This window comes from Oceanobacillus sp. CAU 1775 (genome assembly GCF_054482815.1).
In genome coordinates this window covers 467569-486629 of sequence record NZ_JBTLRO010000002.1, presented here as the reverse complement: position 1 = coordinate 486629, position 19061 = coordinate 467569, and the positions used below count along the sequence as shown (strand labels likewise).

The window sequence follows — 19061 nt, the reverse complement described above, 5'->3', positions numbered from 1 at the left end:
ACTTTGCCTGCTTTATTTGGCAAGGTTTTTTTGTTATACATGAATGTCCACGTTAAAATGAGATAAGTAGAATATTTCATCATTATGCTATACTAATTACACAAATGTGTTATACTAATGAAAAAATATTACTCTTTCCCAATCTTTAAAATCTATATTGGAGAGAAAAAAGATGATACAGAAACTAAAATATTATGATTACACGCTGATTATTACACCTTTAATTCTAACCGGATTTGGACTTGTGATGATTTATAGTGCAAGTATGGTTACTGCGGTGATGGAGGGGGCAGATAGTACCTACTACCTAAAGAGACAAGCCATGTGGTTTGGCGTTGGTATTGTAGGCTTTACTATTACATGTCTCATACCTTACCAATTTTATCAAAGGTATATTAAATTGATTATCCTCTTTGTCATTGGATCACTTGCAGCTGTTATGATTTTTGGGACTGAAGTAAATAATGCGAAATCATGGCTGAGTCTTGGTCCATTTCGATTTCAGCCTGCTGAGTTAGCAAAAATAGGCTTGATTTTATATCTGGCTTCCGTTTATTCTAAAAAGCAAAATTATTTAAGTAGTTTTGGTACAGGGGTATTGCCTCCGCTCGTTATGACTGGAATTATCATAGGTTTTGTCGTATTACAGCCAGACATTGGTACAGCAGCAATAATATTTTTAATCGCTTGTTCTGTTATTTTTAGTTCAGGTATACGTTTTAAACATTTATCTTTTCTTATCGCAGCAGGTGTAGCTATCTTAATCTTGGCTATCCCATACATGGTTACCGATGAACGTATCTCACGTTTTACTGGTGCTTATCAGCCGTTTGCTACTCCCGATTCTGATGGTTATCAACTAATTCAATCCTATGTTGCGATTGGAGTAGGTGGTTTGACAGGGGAAGGGCTGGGGCAAAGTGTACAGAAACTTGGCTATTTAACGCAAGCTTACACCGATTTTATTATGGCCATCGTGGCAGAAGAGTTAGGTTTTATAGGTGTGGCAATTGTCATTGGTCTTATTGCAGTAATTGTTTTACGTGGAATTTTTATTTCAAGAAAGTGTCAGGACAGTTTTGGGGCACTGCTTGCAATTGGAATTTCATCGATGGTAGGTATTCAAGCATTTATTAATCTTGGTTCAATTAGCGGACTTCTTCCTATTACAGGGGTTACTTTACCATTTATTAGTTATGGGGGAACTTCCTTACTCGTTTTACTTATATCAATGGGTATCCTTAATAATATTGCGATGTCCGTAAGAAAGAGGGAACTAGAATCTGTTGATTCTGATGAAATAAATCCAAAGTATCGAAAAACAAATAGAAGAGGTGCAAACTATGACAAAGCTAAATCGTATTAAAAAAGTATTAGTGGCGAATAGAGGGGAGATCGCCATTCGAGTTTTCCGTGCTTGTACAGAATTAGGTATTCGCACGGTGGCTGTCTACTCCAAGGAAGATTCTAGTTCTTACCATCGATTTAAAGCAGATGAAGCATATTTAATTGGCGAGGGAAAAAAGCCAATTGATGCATACTTAGATATTGAAGGCATGATTGAATTAGCAAAACAAAAAGGTATAGATGCGATTCATCCTGGATACGGATTTTTATCTGAGAATATTGATTTTGCGAAGCGTTGTGAAGAAGAAGGGATTATCTTTATTGGACCTAAGAGTGAACACTTGAATATGTTTGGAGACAAAGTAAAAGCTCGTGAACAAGCAGTTAAAGCAAATATTCCAGTGATACCAGGTAGTGGGGCTGTACATAGTATTGAAGAAGTCCTGGCATTTGGTGAAGAACATGGCTACCCGATTATTATTAAAGCAACACTTGGCGGTGGTGGCCGAGGAATGCGGATTGTTCAATCGGCTGAAGAAGTACAAGAAGCGTATACACGGGCAAAGTCAGAAGCAAAAGCTGCTTTTGGTGACGATGAGATTTACTTAGAGAGACTTATTCAAAATCCGAAACATATTGAAGTGCAAATTCTAGGGGATAGCTACGGAAACATTGTTCATTTATATGAACGAGATTGTTCTGTCCAACGTAGGCATCAGAAGCTTATTGAGGTTGCTCCCAGCCTTTCATTATCTGAAGATTTGAGAAACAAAGTCTGTGATGCAGCATTAGATTTAATGAACAATGTAAATTATGTGAATGCTGGTACAGTCGAGTTTTTAGTTGCAGATGACGAATTTTATTTCATTGAAGTAAATCCAAGAGTTCAAGTCGAACACACAATTACGGAAATGATTACAGGTATTGATATTGTTCAATCACAAATTTTTATAGCAGACGGCTACCAGTTACATGATGAAGTTATTCAAATTCCACAACAATCAGAGATTCCAATTGATGGGTACGCTATTCAATCTAGGATAACGACAGAAGATCCATTAAATGATTTTATGCCAGACACTGGTAGAATCATGGCTTATCGTACAGGTGGCGGTTTTGGTGTAAGGCTTGACGCAGGTAATGGCTACCAAGGGTCAGTAATTACGCCACATTATGATTCATTACTTGTAAAAGTTTCTACATGGGGTAGAACTTATGAGCAGGCAATGAATAAGATGGTACGTAACTTGAAAGAGTTTAGAATTCGTGGAATAAAAACGAATGTCCACTTTTTAGAAAATGTTATTTTACATGATAAATTCATTTCAGCTGAATATGACACTACTTTTATTGATAAAACACCTGAGCTATTTGTATTTCCAAAGAGTAAAGACCGTGGAACAAAGATGCTTACTTATATTGGTGATATAACAATAAATGGAGTAGAGGGCGCACGTAAAAAGGCGAAACCAGACTTTAATAAATTGATTATTCCTAACATAAACAGTCGCGAACCTTTTCCTAAAGGAACGAAACAAATTTTAGATGAACAAGGTCCAGATGCTGTAGCAGAATGGGTGAAAAGTCAAAAAGAGGTATTGCTAACAGATACAACTTTCCGTGACGCTCATCAATCCTTACTAGCAACCCGAATTAGAACGAAAGATTTAGTGGAAATTGCAGAGCCAACAGCAAGATTACAACCCGACCTATTTTCTGTAGAGATGTGGGGAGGAGCGACATTTGATGTTGCTTACCGCTTCCTAAAAGAAGATCCGTGGGTTCGATTAGAAAAAATGCGTGAGCGTATGCCAAACGTACTTTTCCAAATGTTACTTCGAGCGAGCAATGCTGTAGGTTATAAAAATTATCCAGATAATTTAATTGAAAAGTTCGTTGAAAAGAGTGCGACCTCAGGCATAGATGTATTCCGCATTTTTGATAGTCTGAACTGGTTCGAGGGGATGACATTAGCAATCGATGCTGTCCGTAATAATAATAAAATTGCAGAAGCAGCGATGTGTTATACAGGAAATATGCTTGATAAAGGTCGAGGGAAGTACGATTTGGATTACTACCTAAAACTTGCAAAAGACTTAGAGGGTGCAGGCGCACATATTTTAGCAATTAAAGATATGGCTGGATTACTTAAGCCAGAAGCTGCCTATCAATTAATCTCGAGTTTAAAAGAAACCGTCGATCTTCCAATCCATCTCCACACACATGATACGAGTGGAAACGGAATCTATATGTATGCAAGAGCAATTGAAGCTGGCGTAGACATTGTGGATATTGCAAATAGTCCTTTAGCGGGTATGACTTCTCAGCCAAGTGGTCAAACATTATTCCATGCGCTAGAAGGTAAAGAACGTCAGCCGAAAATGGATATTGAAGCTGTCGAAGAGCTTTCTCATTACTGGGAAGGAATTAGAGAATATTACCAGGACTTTGAAAGTGGAATGGTTTCTCCTCATACAGAGATTTACCATCATGAAATGCCTGGTGGACAATATAGTAACTTACAACAACAAGCAAAAGCTGTCGGACTAGGTGAACGCTGGAATGAAGTGAAACAGACTTTCAGACTTGTGAATGATATGTTTGGTGACATTGTAAAAGTAACACCTTCATCAAAAGTTGTTGGGGACATGGCATTGTTTATGGTTCAAAACAATTTAACAGAAGAAGATATCTATAATGATGGAATGAAAATAGATTTCCCTGAATCTGTGATTGAATTTGCTCAAGGTCAGATTGGCCAGCCATATCAAGGCTTCCCTGAAAAGTTACAAAAGGTAATTTTAAAAGATAAGACGCCAATAACGGTACGCCCAGGAGAGTTATTAGAACCTATCGAATTTGCAGCTCTTAAAGAAGAATTGCAGGAAAAGATGGACGACCCTGTAACAGAAGAAGACCTTATTGCTTATGCGCTATATCCAAAAGTATTCTTGGATTACCAAGAGTTTAAGAATGAGTTTGGTGAAATGTCGTACTTAGATACACCGACATTCTTCTATGGCATGCGTCTTCATGAACAAATTGAGGTTGTAATAGAAGAAGGGAAGACATTAATTGTAAACCTTGAATCCATTTCAGAACCAAAACCTGATGGAACAAGAGTTATCTATTTTGAATTAAATGGACAAACACGTGAAATTGTAATTAAAGATAAAAATATCCAATCATCTGTTGCTTTCAGACCTAAAATCGAAAAAGGGAATGAAAAACAAATCGGAGCAACTATGCCAGGTACAGTCCTTGCTGTAAACTGTCAGAAAGGTGACGAAGTGAAAAAAGGTGACCATCTCTTAACAACAGAAGCAATGAAAATGGAAACTTCGATTCAAGCACCATTTGATGGAGTTATTAAAGATATTCATGTGAAAGCAGGTTCACTAATAGAAGTAGATGATATTTTAATAGAGTTTGAATAAAAAAACATCGCAGTGTGCGCAACACTGCGATGTTTTTGCGTATTTATTTGTTCATTTTCTCCTGATAGGCACTTCGGTAAGAAATTAATAAGTAGTAACTTAGCATTCCGAAGTATAATGAAATAACGAATGCATGCATCAATGCGACGAATAAGTTTAATAAAGTGAAAATGATTAGCGCTCCGAAGATAACTTGTAATGAAATTAAGCCTGCAGTTATCATCCAACCGTTATACATTACTTTAGAATCTCGGTAGTTTTTGGCAACTTTTATGAAAAATAGTATCGTCCAAATAAATAAAATTGCAGCTGACAGTCGGTGTCCCATTTGAATCCATTGTTCCATACTATAGCTTGCGAAATTCAGTGGATCGCTATTTGTACAAAACGGCCAATCTGCACATACTAGGTTTGATTCTGTGTGTCTTACAAGAGCTCCAGTATATACAACTACAAATGTATAAATAGAGAGTGCGACAATTTCAATTCGGTGTTTCTTTTGTATAAAGACAGCTTCCGTGTTCAGTTTCTTATCTGTCTCAAACACGAGTAGCATGAGTATAAATACAGTTGCAAAAGATATAAGTGATATACCAAAATGCGATGCTAGGATGAAATCGGACTGTCCCCACATTACTGCGGCAGCACCAATTAATGCTTGTAGAAACAGTACAAACACGGAGGTTATTGCTAGGAATTTAACTTCTCGGATATGTCCCATATGTCTCCATGCTAAGATTGCTAAAGCTACTACGATGATACTAACTCCACCAGTTACTAGGCGGTGACTTAACTCGATAACCATTTCAAAGGTAAATTCAGATGGGATCAGTTGTCCTTCACATAATGGCCAGCTGTCTCCACAACCATCCTCTGAACCAGTTTTTGTTACTAATGCTCCCCCGAGTAGAACAAAAAGCATACTGATTGTCGCAACAACTGACAACCATTTTAAATGTTTAATCATATTTATTATAGCCTCACTTTTTTGTTGAAAAAAAATAAAAAATAATTCTTTCTCTCTAATAGTTTATATTAATATCAAACAGAGTAATTTTGCAAAGAAATGTTACCTAAAAAGCGCGTTTGACACACAATTGTAATAGTATCATGTTTATCTAAGGTTTTCACTATGTAAATAGTAAAAAAAACTTGCATTGTTGCAATTAGTTTGCTAGAACTAATATAGAGACAGCTGTGTTGTACGAGGAAAACGCCAAAGAATATTCCCTTTATTTATACTTAATAGTCATTATTAATAATAAATTTTAATAACTATCCATTAATAATTGTTATAAGATTCAATAGAATATTCATTTGTTCCGTGTTACAATATAGAAGTAATTGTGGGATAGTTTGCGCTTTAACTGCGTGTAGACTATTCAATAGTTATACATGTCTTTTTTGTTTGGTAAAGGGGGGAAATAAATGAATGAAGTGGAAACGCCACCTACACAGATAGTCGGTGATTCCGTGGTTACAGCCAAAAAAAGTATCTCATCCTTACTAAGTGAAGTGAAAGCATTAATTAAAATTGGTATTGTTACTTCAAATTTAATTACACTTGCTGCAGGATTTTGGTTAGCAATCTACATAACGAACTCCTCCTTTATGGCTCACTTTGATACATTTTTACTGACAGTTCTTGGAAGTAGCTTGGTAATTGCAGGCGGAGCAATATTGAATAACTGGTATGATGTAGATATTGATCCAAAGATGAGTAGAACGAACTTAAGACCAACTGTTACTGGTTACTTTACATTGAAATCAGTCTTAGTTGCTGGTATTGTTACTACTGTGCTTGGAATAGGACTTTTATTATTTACTACGGTCTATGCTGCATTATTTGCTTTCATTGGCTGGTTTGTATATGTCGTACTTTATACAATGTGGTCAAAGAGAAGATATACATTGAATACTATAGTTGGGTGCTTCTCAGGAGCAATGCCACCATTAATCGGTTGGTTTGCCGTATATCCTGAATGGCATGTCGTGCCAATAGGGTTGTTTTTAATTATGTTTATTTGGCAGACACCTCACTTCCTTGCATTAGCAATGAAGAAAACAAAAGAATATAAAGCGGCTGGAGTACCAATGCTACCAGTAGTACATGGTTTTGAATTTACAAAAAGACAAATCATTGTCTATGTAGCATGTTTAATGCCATTACCGTTTTTATTAATTTCTTTAGGTACAACATTTGTAGTTGTAGCAACAATCTTAAATATTGGCTGGTTAACTTTAGCGTTTACGGGAATGTTTACAAAGAGTGATTTAAAATGGGCGAATAAGATTTTTGTTTACTCACTTAATTACTTGGTTATCCTGTTTCCACTAATGGTAATCGTTACCTTACCAATATTTAACTAACTATTGTCCTTAAATAAATCTAAAAATATATAAGGAATTAACAACGAGAAAGAGAGGTATAAACACATGAGAGGTTGGATGGGAAAAATTAAAGCAACTTTGCTTTTAGGTTTTATAGCTATCCTGTTATCAGCTTGTGGAAAAGAAAACTTAACTGCACTTTCTCCAAAGGGATATGGTGCTGAAAGTTCTATGGATATTATTATCCTAACCACTTTAGTTATGCTTGGAGTGTTTGTGGTTGTTATGGTGATTTACACAATCGTGTTGATCCGTTTCCGTCACAAAGAAGGGGATAATGAGATTCCTGAGCAAGTTGAAGGAAGTAAAACATTAGAGACTGTTTGGACAGTTATTCCAATAATTCTTGTTTTCATTATGGGTATTCCAACAGTAATTTACACATTTGACTTAGCGGATACATCAGAGGCTAGTTCTTCAATCAATATTGATGTTACTGGTAACCAATATTGGTGGCATTTTGAATATGCAGATGAAGAGGTAGTAACGAGTCAGGACTTATATATCCCGACTGGTGAAAAAGTTTTCTTAAACATGCTTTCTTCTGACGTTATTCACTCATTCTGGGTACCAACAATTTCCGGTAAAATGGACGTTAACCCAGAGAACGTAAATACAATGTTCATTGAAGCATATGAAGAGGGAGTTTACTGGGGTAAATGTGCGGAGCTTTGTGGTCCGAGTCACTCATTAATGGACTTTAAAGTAATCGCAGTTAGCCCTGAGAAGTATGAACAGTGGATTTCTGACATGCAAAGTGTTGACCCTGAAGAAGTTCCAGCTGATGCTGTAGCTGCAGACGGTCAAGAGTTATTCCAAAATAATTGTGCGATGTGTCACGCAATTGGATCATCTCCAGCTGCTATTGGACCAAACCTTACAAACTTTGGAGATCGTACTCATTTTGCTGGTTACTTAGAGCCTTCAAAAGAAAAGTTAGTTGAGTGGATTATGGATCCAGAGTCACTTAAACCTGGAAACTTAATGACTGACATGTATACAGTTACTGAAGATGAAGCTGATAAAATTGCAGAGTACTTAATGCAACTACAGCCATCTGATATTACTCCTGAAAGTGCTGGAGGACTTATTGATTAACTAAAAATATTGGGATGAAAGACGGAAGAGGGAGGTTAATACTTTGAGTATAACTGCTACTCAAAAAAGAAGCTTCGGTGCTGCGTTGTGGGATTATCTTACAACTGTTGACCATAAGAAAATTGGTCAGATGTACTTAGCCGGTGGGGGATTATTCTTCCTAATCGGTGGTTTAGAAGCTGTTATTATTCGTATACAATTACTTGAACCAGAAAACGACTTTGTTTCAGCTGGATTGTTTAACGAGATGATTACAATGCATGGAACGACAATGATATTCTTTGCAGCCATGCCGCTCGTACTCGGTCTCATGAACTTTATAATGCCTTTACAGATTGCCGCGCGTGACGTAGCATATCCATTCTTGAACGCATTAGGATTTTGGTTATTCCTTTTCGGAGGAATTGTTTTAAACGTAAGTTGGTTCACTGGTGCACCTGATGCAGGGTGGACGAACTATGCTCCACTTTCGCTCCAGTCGCCTGGGCATGGTGTTGACTATTATGTAATGGGTCTTCAACTGGCCGGTGCTGGTACATTAATGAGTGGTATTAACTTTATTGCCACGATTCTATTAATGCGTGGTCCTGGTGTAACTTATATGAGAATGCCTTTATTCTCATGGACTACATTAGTAACAAGTATTCTAATTATATTTGCATTCCCTGCATTCACGGTTGCTTTATTCTTAATGCAATTTGACCGGATGTTTGGTTCTGCATTCTTTGATATTGCCCTTGGTGGTAACTCCATTTTATGGCAGCACTTATTCTGGCTATTTGGTCACCCTGAGGTTTATATCTTAATCTTACCTGCGTTTGGGGTATTTAGTGAAATTTTCCCAACGTTTTCTAGAAAGAGATTATTCGGTTACACAGCAATGGTATTTGCTACATTCCTGATTGCTTTCCTAGGATTCATGGTTTGGGCTCACCATATGTTTACCGTTGGTTTAGGTCCTGTTGCTAACGCGATCTTCGCTATCGGTACAATGGCAATCGCCGTTCCGACCGGTATTAAGATATTCAACTGGCTCCTCACCATGTGGGGCGGTAAGGTTCGAATTACTGCGTCGATGCTTTGGGCATTAGGCTTTATTCCATCATTTACAATTGGTGGTATGACTGGAGTTATGTTAGGAGCAACAGTTGCTGACTTCCAGTATCATGACACATACTTTGTTATTGCTCACTTCCACTATGTTATTGTTGGGGGTACTGTGTTCGGAATTTTAGCTGGTCTTACTTACTGGTGGCCACTAATGTTCAACCGTGTTTTAAATGAAAAATTAGGTAAATGGGCATTCTGGTTCTTCTTTGCCGGATTCCATATGACATTCTTTATTCAGCATTTCCTAGGTCTAATGGGTATGCCACGTCGTTACTGGGTATTCCTTGAAAACCAGGGCTTAGACATGGGTAACTTTATTAGTACAATTGGAGCATTCTTGATGACGATTGGTGTATTAATCTTCGCTTATAACATGTTCTATTCATGGAAGAAGTATGATCAAGCACCACGTGATCCATGGGATGGTAGAACATTAGAGTGGACATTACCATCACCAATTCCATTCTATAACTTTAAACAATTACCACTTGTACGTGGTCTAGATCCATTATGGATTGAAAAAACAGAGGGTGACGGAAAAATGAAGCCGGCTGAGCCTTTACAGGATATTCATATGCCGAATAATTCATTCCTTCCATTCCTAATGACAGTTGGATTTACGGTAGCAGCCTTTGGATTTATCTACCAGCTAGATGGTCCAGTCGGACGAATCTTAATCTATATTGGTATGGCATTTGCAATTGGTTGTATGGTTGTTCGTTCACTGAAAGACGATCATGGCTACCATGTTACCAAAGAAGAACTTGAAAGGGAGGAAGGGTAATATGAGTCACGAACAAGAATTTCACATTGATCCGGCGAATTTACCTGAAGATCCTTCGAAAGTTATTCCTGAAGGTAAATATAAGCATTTAGGTGTTTGGCTCTTTATTGGAGCAGAGTCGGTTTTATTCGCAGCGTTATTTGGAACATATTTAGCTTTAAAGAATTCAACTGCTGGTGGTCCAACTACCCAAGATCTATACGGTCTTGAGCTTGTATTCTTAATGACACTACTTCTTTTAACAAGTTCGTTAACGAGTGTGTATGCTATTTACCATATGAAGAATAATAACTTTAAGAAGATGCAATTGTGGTTTGGAATTACAGGACTATTAGGTCTTGGATTCCTAGCTTGTGAAATTTACGAGTTTGCACATTACATCAGCGACTTTGGTTTCACATTTAGATCTTCATCGTTTGGTTCGGCATTCTATGCATTAGTAGGATTCCACGGCGGACACGTAGTATTTGGTCTATCTTGGTTAATCACATTAATGGTTAGAAACGCTAAACGTGGATTGTCAACATATAATGCACCGAAGTATAATTCTTTTGCGCTATACTGGCACTTCATTGACGTTGTATGGGTATTTATCTTCACGGTTGTATATCTAATGGGGATGGTGAGTTAATTTATGACAGAGAATACTTCTTCAAATAAAATTAATTCGTACCGTAAACAGGCAAATAAAGATGAAATGAAGAAAATGATTATTAGCTTTGGTTTAATGATTGCATTTACTGTAATTGCTTTCGCTCTTGTAGGCGCAGGGCAGTTAGATGGAATGTTTGCAATTCCATTACTATTAATCATGGCAGTTGTGCAAGTTGGTTACCAATTCTTTTACTTCATGCATTTGAAAGACAAAGGACATCAAGAAATTGCCGCTGTTGTATACGGTGCGGTCTGGGTTACATTCTTAGTAATGTTAGCTTTAGGTGTAATTACTTGGTGGTAAAATAGTTATAAAAAAGATCGGGTATCTTGCCCGATCTTTTTTATGGTTTTTTACTCATATTGTCATATTTAATTAAGGTTTCTGACGAAAAATAGGTTATAATGTTAAGATAGTCCAAATAGTTGGAGTGATTATTATGTGGTTGGAATTACAGATATTTGGTTTTAGAGCTCTATGGAGTCCATACTTTTTAGCGTTTTGTATTATATTAGCTCTTATTTATTATTTAATGACTGGGCCCTATCGTCATAAATTTGGTGGTGGAAATGAAGAACCGCCAACAGTAAAGCAGCATTTGTTTATTTATATTGGTTTATTTTTACTTTATGTAGTGAAAGGTTCACCTGTTGATCTTCTTTCACATATCATGTTGACTGCTCATATGACACAGATGGCAATCTTTTTATTGCTGTTTCCTATCCTTATTATCAAGGGTATTCCTTTATGGATATGGGAAAAAATTGTTTATGCACCAATTATTAAGCCGATTGTCTTATTACTGACGAAGCCGCTTATTTCGTTACTATTATTTAATGGATTGTTTTCGGTTTACCATATTCCAGCAGTTTTTGACTTTTCTAAGTCTGCACCGCTATGGCATTTTATTATCCATGCTATTCTTTTATTAGCCGCATTTAATGTGTTTTTACCATTGTTATTACCATTTAAAGAGATTAATACGATGTCTCCGATGATGAAAATTGGTTATATTTTTGCGAATGGAGTATTGATTACGCCAGCGTGTGCGTTAATCATCTTTGCTAGTGAACCACTTTATAGTGCTTATTCAGAAGAAGGTGCTTGGTTACAGGCTTTAGCACTTTGTGTTCCGGGAGATATTCTTTCAGGGATAACTATTCCACTTTCAGGTCCTGAAGTATTTTCACCATTAAGCACGGTAATTGATCAACAGTTTGGTGGAATTATTATGAAAGTCCTTCAAGAGATAATTTATATTGTTCTTCTTACAACGACTTTCTTTAAATGGTTTAATTCAAAAGGTCGAGAAATAGATCCAATCTCAGATCCATTTCCTGCTGATACAAAAGCATAATAATTATTAATTTAATAGATGTAGATAGAGAGGGAGTATGAGAAATGCCTTTATTACCTACACTTAGTACATTTTTCATTTTACTAAGTGCTATACTCGTAGCAATCGGTTGGAGACTAGTTGTGAAGAAAAAGTATAAAGCACATAAAAAGACGATGTTGGCTGCGGCTATTAGTGCAATACTTTTCTTCATCATTTATATGTCAAGAACAATCTTTGCTGGTAATACAAGCTTCGGTGGTCCTGATGATTTAAAGATATATTACACGGTGTTTTTAGTTTTCCACATTATATTAGCGACAACAGGAGCTGTATTTGGTTTGGTAACGCTCCGGTTGGCATTAAAAAGAAATATAACGAAACATGAGAAAATCGGTCCGGTTACTAGTGTTATTTGGTTCTTTACTGCGATAACTGGGGTAAAGGTCTATCTTCTGTTATATGTATTTTTTGATGGTGGGGAAACAACGAGTTTACTTAAAGCAATATTTGGATTCTAATATTAAAGTGATAGGTATGAAATATACTCTATCACTTTTTGTTTTATTAAAATAGGCGCTGATAAAGCTTAATGTTGTTTTGAGGAAAAAACCGCTTCGGAAATATACTTCGCGCATCCTAAGGCGGCTGGTGAGCTTCCTCGTACGTATTGCGTACTGCGGGATCTCACCTAAGCCTTTCCCGCAGGAGTCTCCGTAAATTTCCGAAGCTCAATTTCCACTTCTTCTTTCTTATTGGTTGATATATAAACAAAAAGCTTTAACATAGCCTAAAAATAAAAAGTCAGCTACCAAAGAGAGTAGCTGACTTCATTTTTTATTCTGTGTGAGCAATTGGTTTTAAATCATTTGCAAGGCCTGTAAGTAGGGTCTGTGCGCGTTCTACTAATGATTCAGGGAAGTTCTCTTCTTCACCGTATTCTACTCCATGAGGGTAGTAATGCTTTCCTAATAATGGAGTTAATAATTTAACTACTGCATTTCTACTATCAACATCTCCACGAAGTGCGTAGCCTTGTACACGGATATAATATGTAATATTTTTTTCATTCGTATCAATTCTGTAATCATATGTTACTCTTTCATAATCCCATGATTCACCTAGGATAAATGCATGTTGACCAGTAATTTTGTTTAGTGGTGCAACATCGATTACTAAATCATCAATACCTGTGTTCTCAATTCTCATTTATTTCACTCCTAATTTATGTCCTCGTAGATTAATCATAGTATGAAAATCATTATTTTGCAACGAAAAACTTAATTAGCTAGCTTTTTTATGAATGAAAATATTATATTGATTCTATCTGAATTTTAGAAGAATAGATATTAAATATAGAGAGCAATAGGAATAAAAAATTATTAATACGTTGATTACATTATGAGCTTTCGTTTTAAATATAACAAAGAATAGATTATAATATTAGCTAAATTGGAGGCAGTTTATATGCGAAAAATTCGAAACTTACTTGTTATAACGATTATAGGTTTGGTTGGACTCTATCTTTGGAATCAGTCAGAGGTAGACTTTCAAGGTGTTATACAAAGCGAAGTCATTGAAAAAATGAATGATCTCCAATCAAAAACTTCTCCAGACTCTAATTTTTATAAAGTTCCTTTAGAAGGGGATGTCTATGAGTGGATGGGGAGTACAGAAGAAGAGTTAATTCAAACGTATGGTGAACCTGTCCGAGTAGACAGGAGTGCCTATGGTTATGAGTGGTTCGTGTACACGGATCATGCGGAGAACTATATCCAATTTGGTGTGGAGGATGGAGAAATTAAAACAATTTATGCGATCGGTGATGAATATGCCATCGATCCAATAGCCATTGGACAAAGTTATGAACAAATAAATGAAGTTTTCAATTTTGAAGATCAAGTAAGCTATTCAAAGGGATTGGCTTCATATAGTTTTAAAATGACAACTGATGACATGAAACGCCGTCCATTAGTGAAAATAAATGATGATAATTTTCTGCAGTTATATTTTGATACATTTACAAACGAACTGTCTTCTGTCAGAGTTTTAGCGGCAGATGTATTGTTAAAACAAAGACCATATGAAATATCTTATCGTGGTACGCTTCCAGATCCATTAACTTTTTCAGATAAAGAGTGGGAACAAATCGAAGCGGGGATGGAGCAACAAATATTTGATATTAGTAATGTGATTCGAACGCGCTTTAACCGATCGCTTTTTGAGTGGGACAGTGAAGTGAGTGAAGTTGCATTTAATCATAGTAAAGACATGAATAACAATAATTATTTTTCACATTATAGTCAGAACGGAGATGGCTTAAAAGAGCGTTTAGAGGTGACTGGACTGTTTTACATCGCTGCAGGTGAAAATATAGCTGCACAGTATCCAGACGCGCCTTCCGCTGTTGAGGGATGGTTAAACAGTGAAGGGCATAGAGAAGCACTCTTAACTGAAGAATACACACATTTAGGTGTTGGTGTCTACCGCTATTATTACACACAGAATTTCCTAGCAAAACCAATTTAATCTTTTGTATGTTGTAAGCTGAGTCATATGGGCATGAGTTTTATAGTGATGAACGCTTGGGTTGTTTTCGCATATTTTATTATAGAATAGAAATATGAGAAAACGAGGTGAGGCACAATGAGTGAAAAAGAACTACAGCCAGAAATCATGCGTTTCAAAGAATTTATCAATCGACATCCCAATCTGATCAAAGAAATTCGGAAAAATGGTAGGAGCTGGCAAGACGTTTATGAACAGTGGACAATACTTGGACCGGAAGATATTCACTGGGAACAATATAAAGATTCAACGGAAGAGAATAAATCAAGTGCTGGCCAAGAATCCTTTAAACTAGATTTGAAGCCTGAATTAATAAAACAAGTTATAAAATATGCAGAAACATTGGATATAAATAAACTTCAGGATCAAGTGCAGCAATTAAGTAAAACGATTTCTACCGTTCAAGAAATTGTTGGTCAATACCAAAGCTCAGGGAAGAGACCTCAAGAAAGAGAACGTCCTTTTTCTTGGATACATGATTAGAGGGGATTAAAATGGACGCAACCACACTTCAGTTTTTATCAAATAATCCAAAGTTATTAGAGTTTATTCGACATGAGCCTTATTGGTATCGATATTTATCCAGAGATGGTTTAAAAAGAGTTAATGAACTTGAGAGGGAAGCAAAAGTGTTTTATGGAAAAACATTAGCCCAACGAATGGATCGTGTAAATAATCAACTAGAAATGGCATCAATGCTAATAAATATGGCTGATTTATTAAAAGATTAATGTATTATATTTTATTCCTCGGCTTTAAGTGATATGATATTAGTGGAGGTGCTATAAATGATTGCTTCAATGGAATATGTAACAATTCTAGATTTTACTGAACAATTAGGGCAAATGGTTCTTCATTCCGATGTAATGAATGACTACCAGCAAAAGAAGTTGGCTTTAGAACAAGATGAAGAAGCACAACAGCTGATTAAAGCCTTTACTAATATAAAAGAACATTATGATGATATTCAACGGTTTGGAAAGTACCACCCTGATTATCAGTCGATTATGAAAGATGTTCGTCTAAAAAAACGTGCGATGGATATGCATGATACTGTCGCAGAATTTAAAATAGCAGAACGTAATCTACAAAATTTACTTGATGAAATAAGTGAATATATTGCAGGCAGTGTAAGTGATGGAATTAAAGTACCTAAAGAGGGTGCGGCACTATCTGACAGTGGCTGCGGTTGTGGCAGTGGCGGTAGTTGTGGTTGTGCATCGTAAAAAAACTGGCTTATTATTGAAAGAAGGTGTGGCTATTGGTAGGTCGTCAAGGACTTGTTGTCTGGTTCCAGCATATGAAAAACCTTAAACATATAAAACGTTATGGTAACTTAATTTATGTATCTAAAAAATTAAAATACGCCCTTATTTATGTTGATCAAGAAACGATTGATGCTACTGAGAAGAAGATATTAAAGCACTCCTTCGTATCAAAAGTCGATCGTTCACATAAACCGTTTATTCAAACAAACTTCGAAAACGCAAAACCAGACGAAGCTAAGAAATACGATTATAGAATGGGTATTTAGTTTTAAGTTAATGGCTCTGTTGATGCACATAACAACATTGAGCAATGACATATTCATTTTAAAAAAGAGAAAGCCTGCAGATAAAATTCTGCAGGCTCTTTTTGTTTTCGATCGAAAACAAAAAGACAAAGGGAGAGGAGAAACCAGAGTAAAACCTATGGGGAAGAATAAGTATACTCTGTTTTGAATCAACCTTACTAACGCTTAGTTGAATCATTATGCTATTATATACAAAGAAATAAATATTATACTAAAATTTCTCAAGTGGATTTCTAAATACTAATCTTTATGTTAGGATTATGTCGAGATGTCTGAAATCGAGGTGAATTTATGCGAATTATAGCGGGTTCGCTTAAGGGACAATCATTGAAAGCAGTTCCTGGCGATGCAACAAGACCTACAACAGATAAAATAAAAGAAGCAGTATTTCAAGTTCTTGGTCCATATTTCGAAGGAGGTATGGCACTAGATTTATTTGCTGGTAGTGGGTCACTTGGGATTGAAGCACTAAGTCGCGGAATAGAGCAAGTGATTTTTGTAGATAAGCAAGGAAAAGCAATACATACCATTAAAGAAAACTTGAAAAAGGTAAAGCAAGAAGATAAAACTGAGGTATTTAGAACGGATGCGAAACGTGCGTTGAAAGCGGTTGCTAAGCGAGAACTAAGCTTTCAACTAATTCTTCTTGATCCGCCATATAACACAATAAAGTTTAAAGAACTTCTTGAATTCATAGTCGTAAATGATCTATTGGACACTGATGGTCTCATTTATTGTGAACATGATCCTTCTGAAGATTTACCTGAGGAAATGGAATCACTATCGATTCTAAAAAAAGAAAAATACAGTAACACAATAGCAATAACAATTTATCAACTACAGCGTAAAGGAGTAATATTATGACAAAGTTAGCAATTGTTCCAGGTAGCTTTGATCCATTTACAAATGGACATCTTGATATCGTCGAAAGAGGGGCACAAATATTTGATGAAATATACGTTACCGTTTTTAATAACGAATCGAAAACACCCTTGTTCACAGTAGACGAACGTGTTCAACTTATTAAAGACTCAACCAAGCACTTACCAAATATAAAAGTAGATTCTTCAGACTTTCTACTAGTGGATTATGCCGTTAAAAAGAATGCATCCGCTGTACTTCGTGGTCTTAGAGCAGTAAGTGACTTTGAATACGAAATGCAAATTACATCAATGAATAGAAAGCTTCAGCCAGATATCGAAACATTATTCATCATGACTAATAATCAATATTCCTTCTTAAGCTCGAGTATGGTAAAAGAAGCAGCAAAATACAACGGAAACATTAGCGGCTTAGTACCTGATGTTGTCGAAAATGCCTTAAAAGAAAAATTTAATCATCTATAAAATAGTAATATATTTATGAAAAGGTTAACTAGGAATCTCTAGTTAACCTTTTATTATGGACAAAAACTTATCAAAATCACTTGGTAAATAAGAAACTTAAAATAGAACATATAATAAGTTAGCTCCATTAATTTCAACATACATAATCTGAACACTCTTCTATTTATCTATTTTCTGGTTTCTTTTAAACAATAAAATAGCAACTCCCACACCTAAGCAAGCAATAGTAATAAACATCCCTTTTTCTAATAATAAATACATCATCTCTTGCCAAAATGACATGTCGTAATTGTGAAAGGCTGTAATATCTTCAGCTTTGATTTCTGATCTGGAAACGTACAAAGGTTGATAAAAAATATACGTTAAAACACTAGCAATCAATCCATGCATGATTCTTGCAAAAAAATAAGGATAAAAACGTATATCTGTTTTAGCTAGAATACTCGCTACTTGTGCTTGAATAGAAAAACCATTAAAGCCTAAAATAAAACTCACTAATATCGCTTGATATAATATCGAATCTGTAGTTAATTCGGAGAGCAGTGTGGCTCCTAAAGTAATTTCAAATAAACCAGAGAAGAATGCTTCAGATAAATGAACGGGTATTCCAAAGGGTAAGAAAAGAATACCAATAACTTGTCCAAGTATTACCGAAATTTTAACTAGATGGAGTAGTTGTGTAATTACAGAGAAAAGTATAATAAATCCACCTACCATAACAAGTGTTTTTATTGATTCTAACACTGCATCCCCTAGTATCTCTCCAAAATGTCGTTTATCTTTCATTCTTGTTTTATGCATGCTTTGAAATGCAATAGAAAAGTTATTTTTCCCCGTTTTATTTTTTGATGCAGAGGTAGGTTTGTCCACATTTCTTCCATGAAAACGCATGATAATGCCTACAATCATATTACTCGCGTAGTGGCAGAAAGCGAGGAGTAATCCAAGTATTGGGTCGTGAAAAAGCCCGATTGAGACAGCACCGAAAATAAATAATGGGCTAGAGTTATTAGTAAAAGAAACAAGTCTCTCTGCTTCTATTTGGGATATCTGTTTTTCTTGACGTAACCTAGCAGCTATCTTTGCACCTGTCGGATAGCCACTTGCCATTCCCATCATCCAACCAAAGCTTCCGACCCCTGGTACATTGAATAACGGTCGCATAATAGGCTCGAATAGGACACCAAGAAACTTAACCACTCCAAAGGCAAGTAATAATTCTGCAGTGATAAAAAATGGTAGTAAAGATGGAAAGACGACTTCTGACCACATAAATAAGCCCCGGAGACTAGCAGATAGTGCTTCGTCAGGGTAATATATTAACAAAATAGTTAATAGGATGGTTATACTGGATAAAAATATCGTTTTAAAAAATGGATTCAATTGTACGCCCCCTATGATATATGAGCCCTGTTC

General features: G+C 36.0%; 19 protein-coding genes. 16 read left to right on the top strand and 3 right to left on the bottom strand.

The genetic code is table 11. The features are described 5' to 3' along the window. Positions 1–172: 172 nt before the first annotated feature. Positions 173–1366, top strand: coding sequence for a putative lipid II flippase FtsW (gene ftsW, locus ACXYMZ_RS05670; protein ID WP_458947391.1), 1194 nt, complete (start codon positions 173–175; stop codon positions 1364–1366). Further along, positions 1344–4784: a pyruvate carboxylase gene (gene pyc, locus ACXYMZ_RS05665; RefSeq protein WP_458947390.1), complete on the top strand. Its 3441-nt coding sequence runs from the start codon at positions 1344–1346 to the stop codon at positions 4782–4784. The genes ftsW and pyc overlap by 23 nt, the downstream gene beginning before the upstream one ends. Before the next feature lie 43 nt (positions 4785–4827). On the opposite strand, the gene ACXYMZ_RS05660 is transcribed toward pyc, so the two are convergent. Next, the gene (locus ACXYMZ_RS05660) at positions 4828–5751 is read right to left on the bottom strand and encodes a COX15/CtaA family protein (protein WP_458947389.1); all 924 of its coding nucleotides are present in this window, start codon (positions 5749–5751) and stop codon (positions 4828–4830) included. A gap of 461 nt (positions 5752–6212) precedes the next feature. Here ACXYMZ_RS05660 and cyoE point away from each other — a divergent pair, with 461 nt between their 5' ends. The 7 genes from cyoE to ACXYMZ_RS05625 all read left to right on the top strand — a co-directional run bounded on the left by cyoE (position 6213) and on the right by ACXYMZ_RS05625 (position 12679). Beyond that, positions 6213–7154, top strand: a complete 942-nt coding sequence (cyoE, locus tag ACXYMZ_RS05655; protein ID WP_458947388.1) for a heme o synthase — start codon at positions 6213–6215, stop codon at positions 7152–7154. 66 nt (positions 7155–7220) lie between these two features. Continuing rightward, positions 7221–8273, top strand: coding sequence for a cytochrome c oxidase subunit II (gene coxB, locus ACXYMZ_RS05650; protein ID WP_458947387.1), 1053 nt, complete (start codon positions 7221–7223; stop codon positions 8271–8273). 43 nt (positions 8274–8316) lie between these two features. Further along, entirely contained in the window at positions 8317–10167 is a 1851-nt protein-coding gene (gene ctaD / locus ACXYMZ_RS05645; RefSeq protein WP_458947386.1) for a cytochrome c oxidase subunit I, read from the top strand. 1 nt (position 10168) lies between these two features. Then, a complete protein-coding gene (locus ACXYMZ_RS05640; protein WP_458947385.1) occupies positions 10169–10798 on the top strand; it encodes a cytochrome c oxidase subunit 3 in 630 nt (209 codons plus the stop codon). A gap of 3 nt (positions 10799–10801) precedes the next feature. After that, a complete protein-coding gene (gene ctaF, locus ACXYMZ_RS05635; protein ID WP_458947384.1) occupies positions 10802–11125 on the top strand; it encodes a cytochrome c oxidase subunit IVB in 324 nt (107 codons plus the stop codon). 136 nt (positions 11126–11261) lie between these two features. Continuing rightward, complete coding sequence (gene ctaG, locus ACXYMZ_RS05630) at positions 11262–12179, top strand: cytochrome c oxidase assembly factor CtaG (RefSeq protein ID WP_458947383.1); 918 nt, start codon at positions 11262–11264, stop codon at positions 12177–12179. A 44-nt stretch (positions 12180–12223) separates the two neighbouring features. After that, the gene (locus ACXYMZ_RS05625) at positions 12224–12679 is read left to right on the top strand and encodes a DUF420 domain-containing protein (protein ID WP_458947382.1); all 456 of its coding nucleotides are present in this window, start codon (positions 12224–12226) and stop codon (positions 12677–12679) included. A gap of 316 nt (positions 12680–12995) precedes the next feature. On the opposite strand, the gene ACXYMZ_RS05620 is transcribed toward ACXYMZ_RS05625, so the two are convergent. Continuing rightward, complete coding sequence (locus ACXYMZ_RS05620) at positions 12996–13367, bottom strand: YugN family protein (protein WP_458947381.1); 372 nt, start codon at positions 13365–13367, stop codon at positions 12996–12998. 258 nt (positions 13368–13625) lie between these two features. Here ACXYMZ_RS05620 and ACXYMZ_RS05615 point away from each other — a divergent pair, with 258 nt between their 5' ends. The 7 genes from ACXYMZ_RS05615 (at position 13626) to coaD (ending at position 17645) form a co-directional block, all read left to right on the top strand. Then, entirely contained in the window at positions 13626–14687 is a 1062-nt protein-coding gene (locus ACXYMZ_RS05615) for a CAP domain-containing protein (RefSeq protein WP_458947380.1), read from the top strand. A 117-nt stretch (positions 14688–14804) separates the two neighbouring features. Beyond that, on the top strand, positions 14805–15209 hold the full coding sequence (ylbD, locus tag ACXYMZ_RS05610) for a spore coat protein YlbD (protein WP_458947379.1): 405 nt from the start codon (positions 14805–14807) through the stop codon (positions 15207–15209). A gap of 11 nt (positions 15210–15220) precedes the next feature. Continuing rightward, the gene (locus tag ACXYMZ_RS05605; protein ID WP_458947378.1) at positions 15221–15457 is read left to right on the top strand and encodes a YlbE-like family protein; all 237 of its coding nucleotides are present in this window, start codon (positions 15221–15223) and stop codon (positions 15455–15457) included. A gap of 57 nt (positions 15458–15514) precedes the next feature. Then, positions 15515–15952, top strand: a complete 438-nt coding sequence (locus ACXYMZ_RS05600) for a YlbF family regulator (RefSeq protein WP_458947377.1) — start codon at positions 15515–15517, stop codon at positions 15950–15952. Positions 15953–15987: 35 nt separating this feature from the next. Continuing rightward, positions 15988–16260 carry a YlbG family protein gene (locus ACXYMZ_RS05595; RefSeq protein ID WP_458947376.1) on the top strand — a complete coding sequence of 91 codons (273 nt, stop codon included), beginning with the start codon at positions 15988–15990 and terminating at the stop codon, positions 16258–16260. Positions 16261–16590: 330 nt separating this feature from the next. Then, positions 16591–17163, top strand: coding sequence for a 16S rRNA (guanine(966)-N(2))-methyltransferase RsmD (rsmD, locus tag ACXYMZ_RS05590; RefSeq protein ID WP_458947375.1), 573 nt, complete (start codon positions 16591–16593; stop codon positions 17161–17163). Further along, a complete protein-coding gene (coaD, locus tag ACXYMZ_RS05585; protein ID WP_458947374.1) occupies positions 17160–17645 on the top strand; it encodes a pantetheine-phosphate adenylyltransferase in 486 nt (161 codons plus the stop codon). The genes rsmD and coaD overlap by 4 nt, the downstream gene beginning before the upstream one ends. Positions 17646–17804: 159 nt before the next feature. On the opposite strand, the gene ylbJ is transcribed toward coaD, so the two are convergent. Then, on the bottom strand, positions 17805–19028 hold the full coding sequence (ylbJ, locus tag ACXYMZ_RS05580) for a sporulation integral membrane protein YlbJ (protein ID WP_458947373.1): 1224 nt from the start codon (positions 19026–19028) through the stop codon (positions 17805–17807). Positions 19029–19061 lie beyond the last annotated feature (33 nt).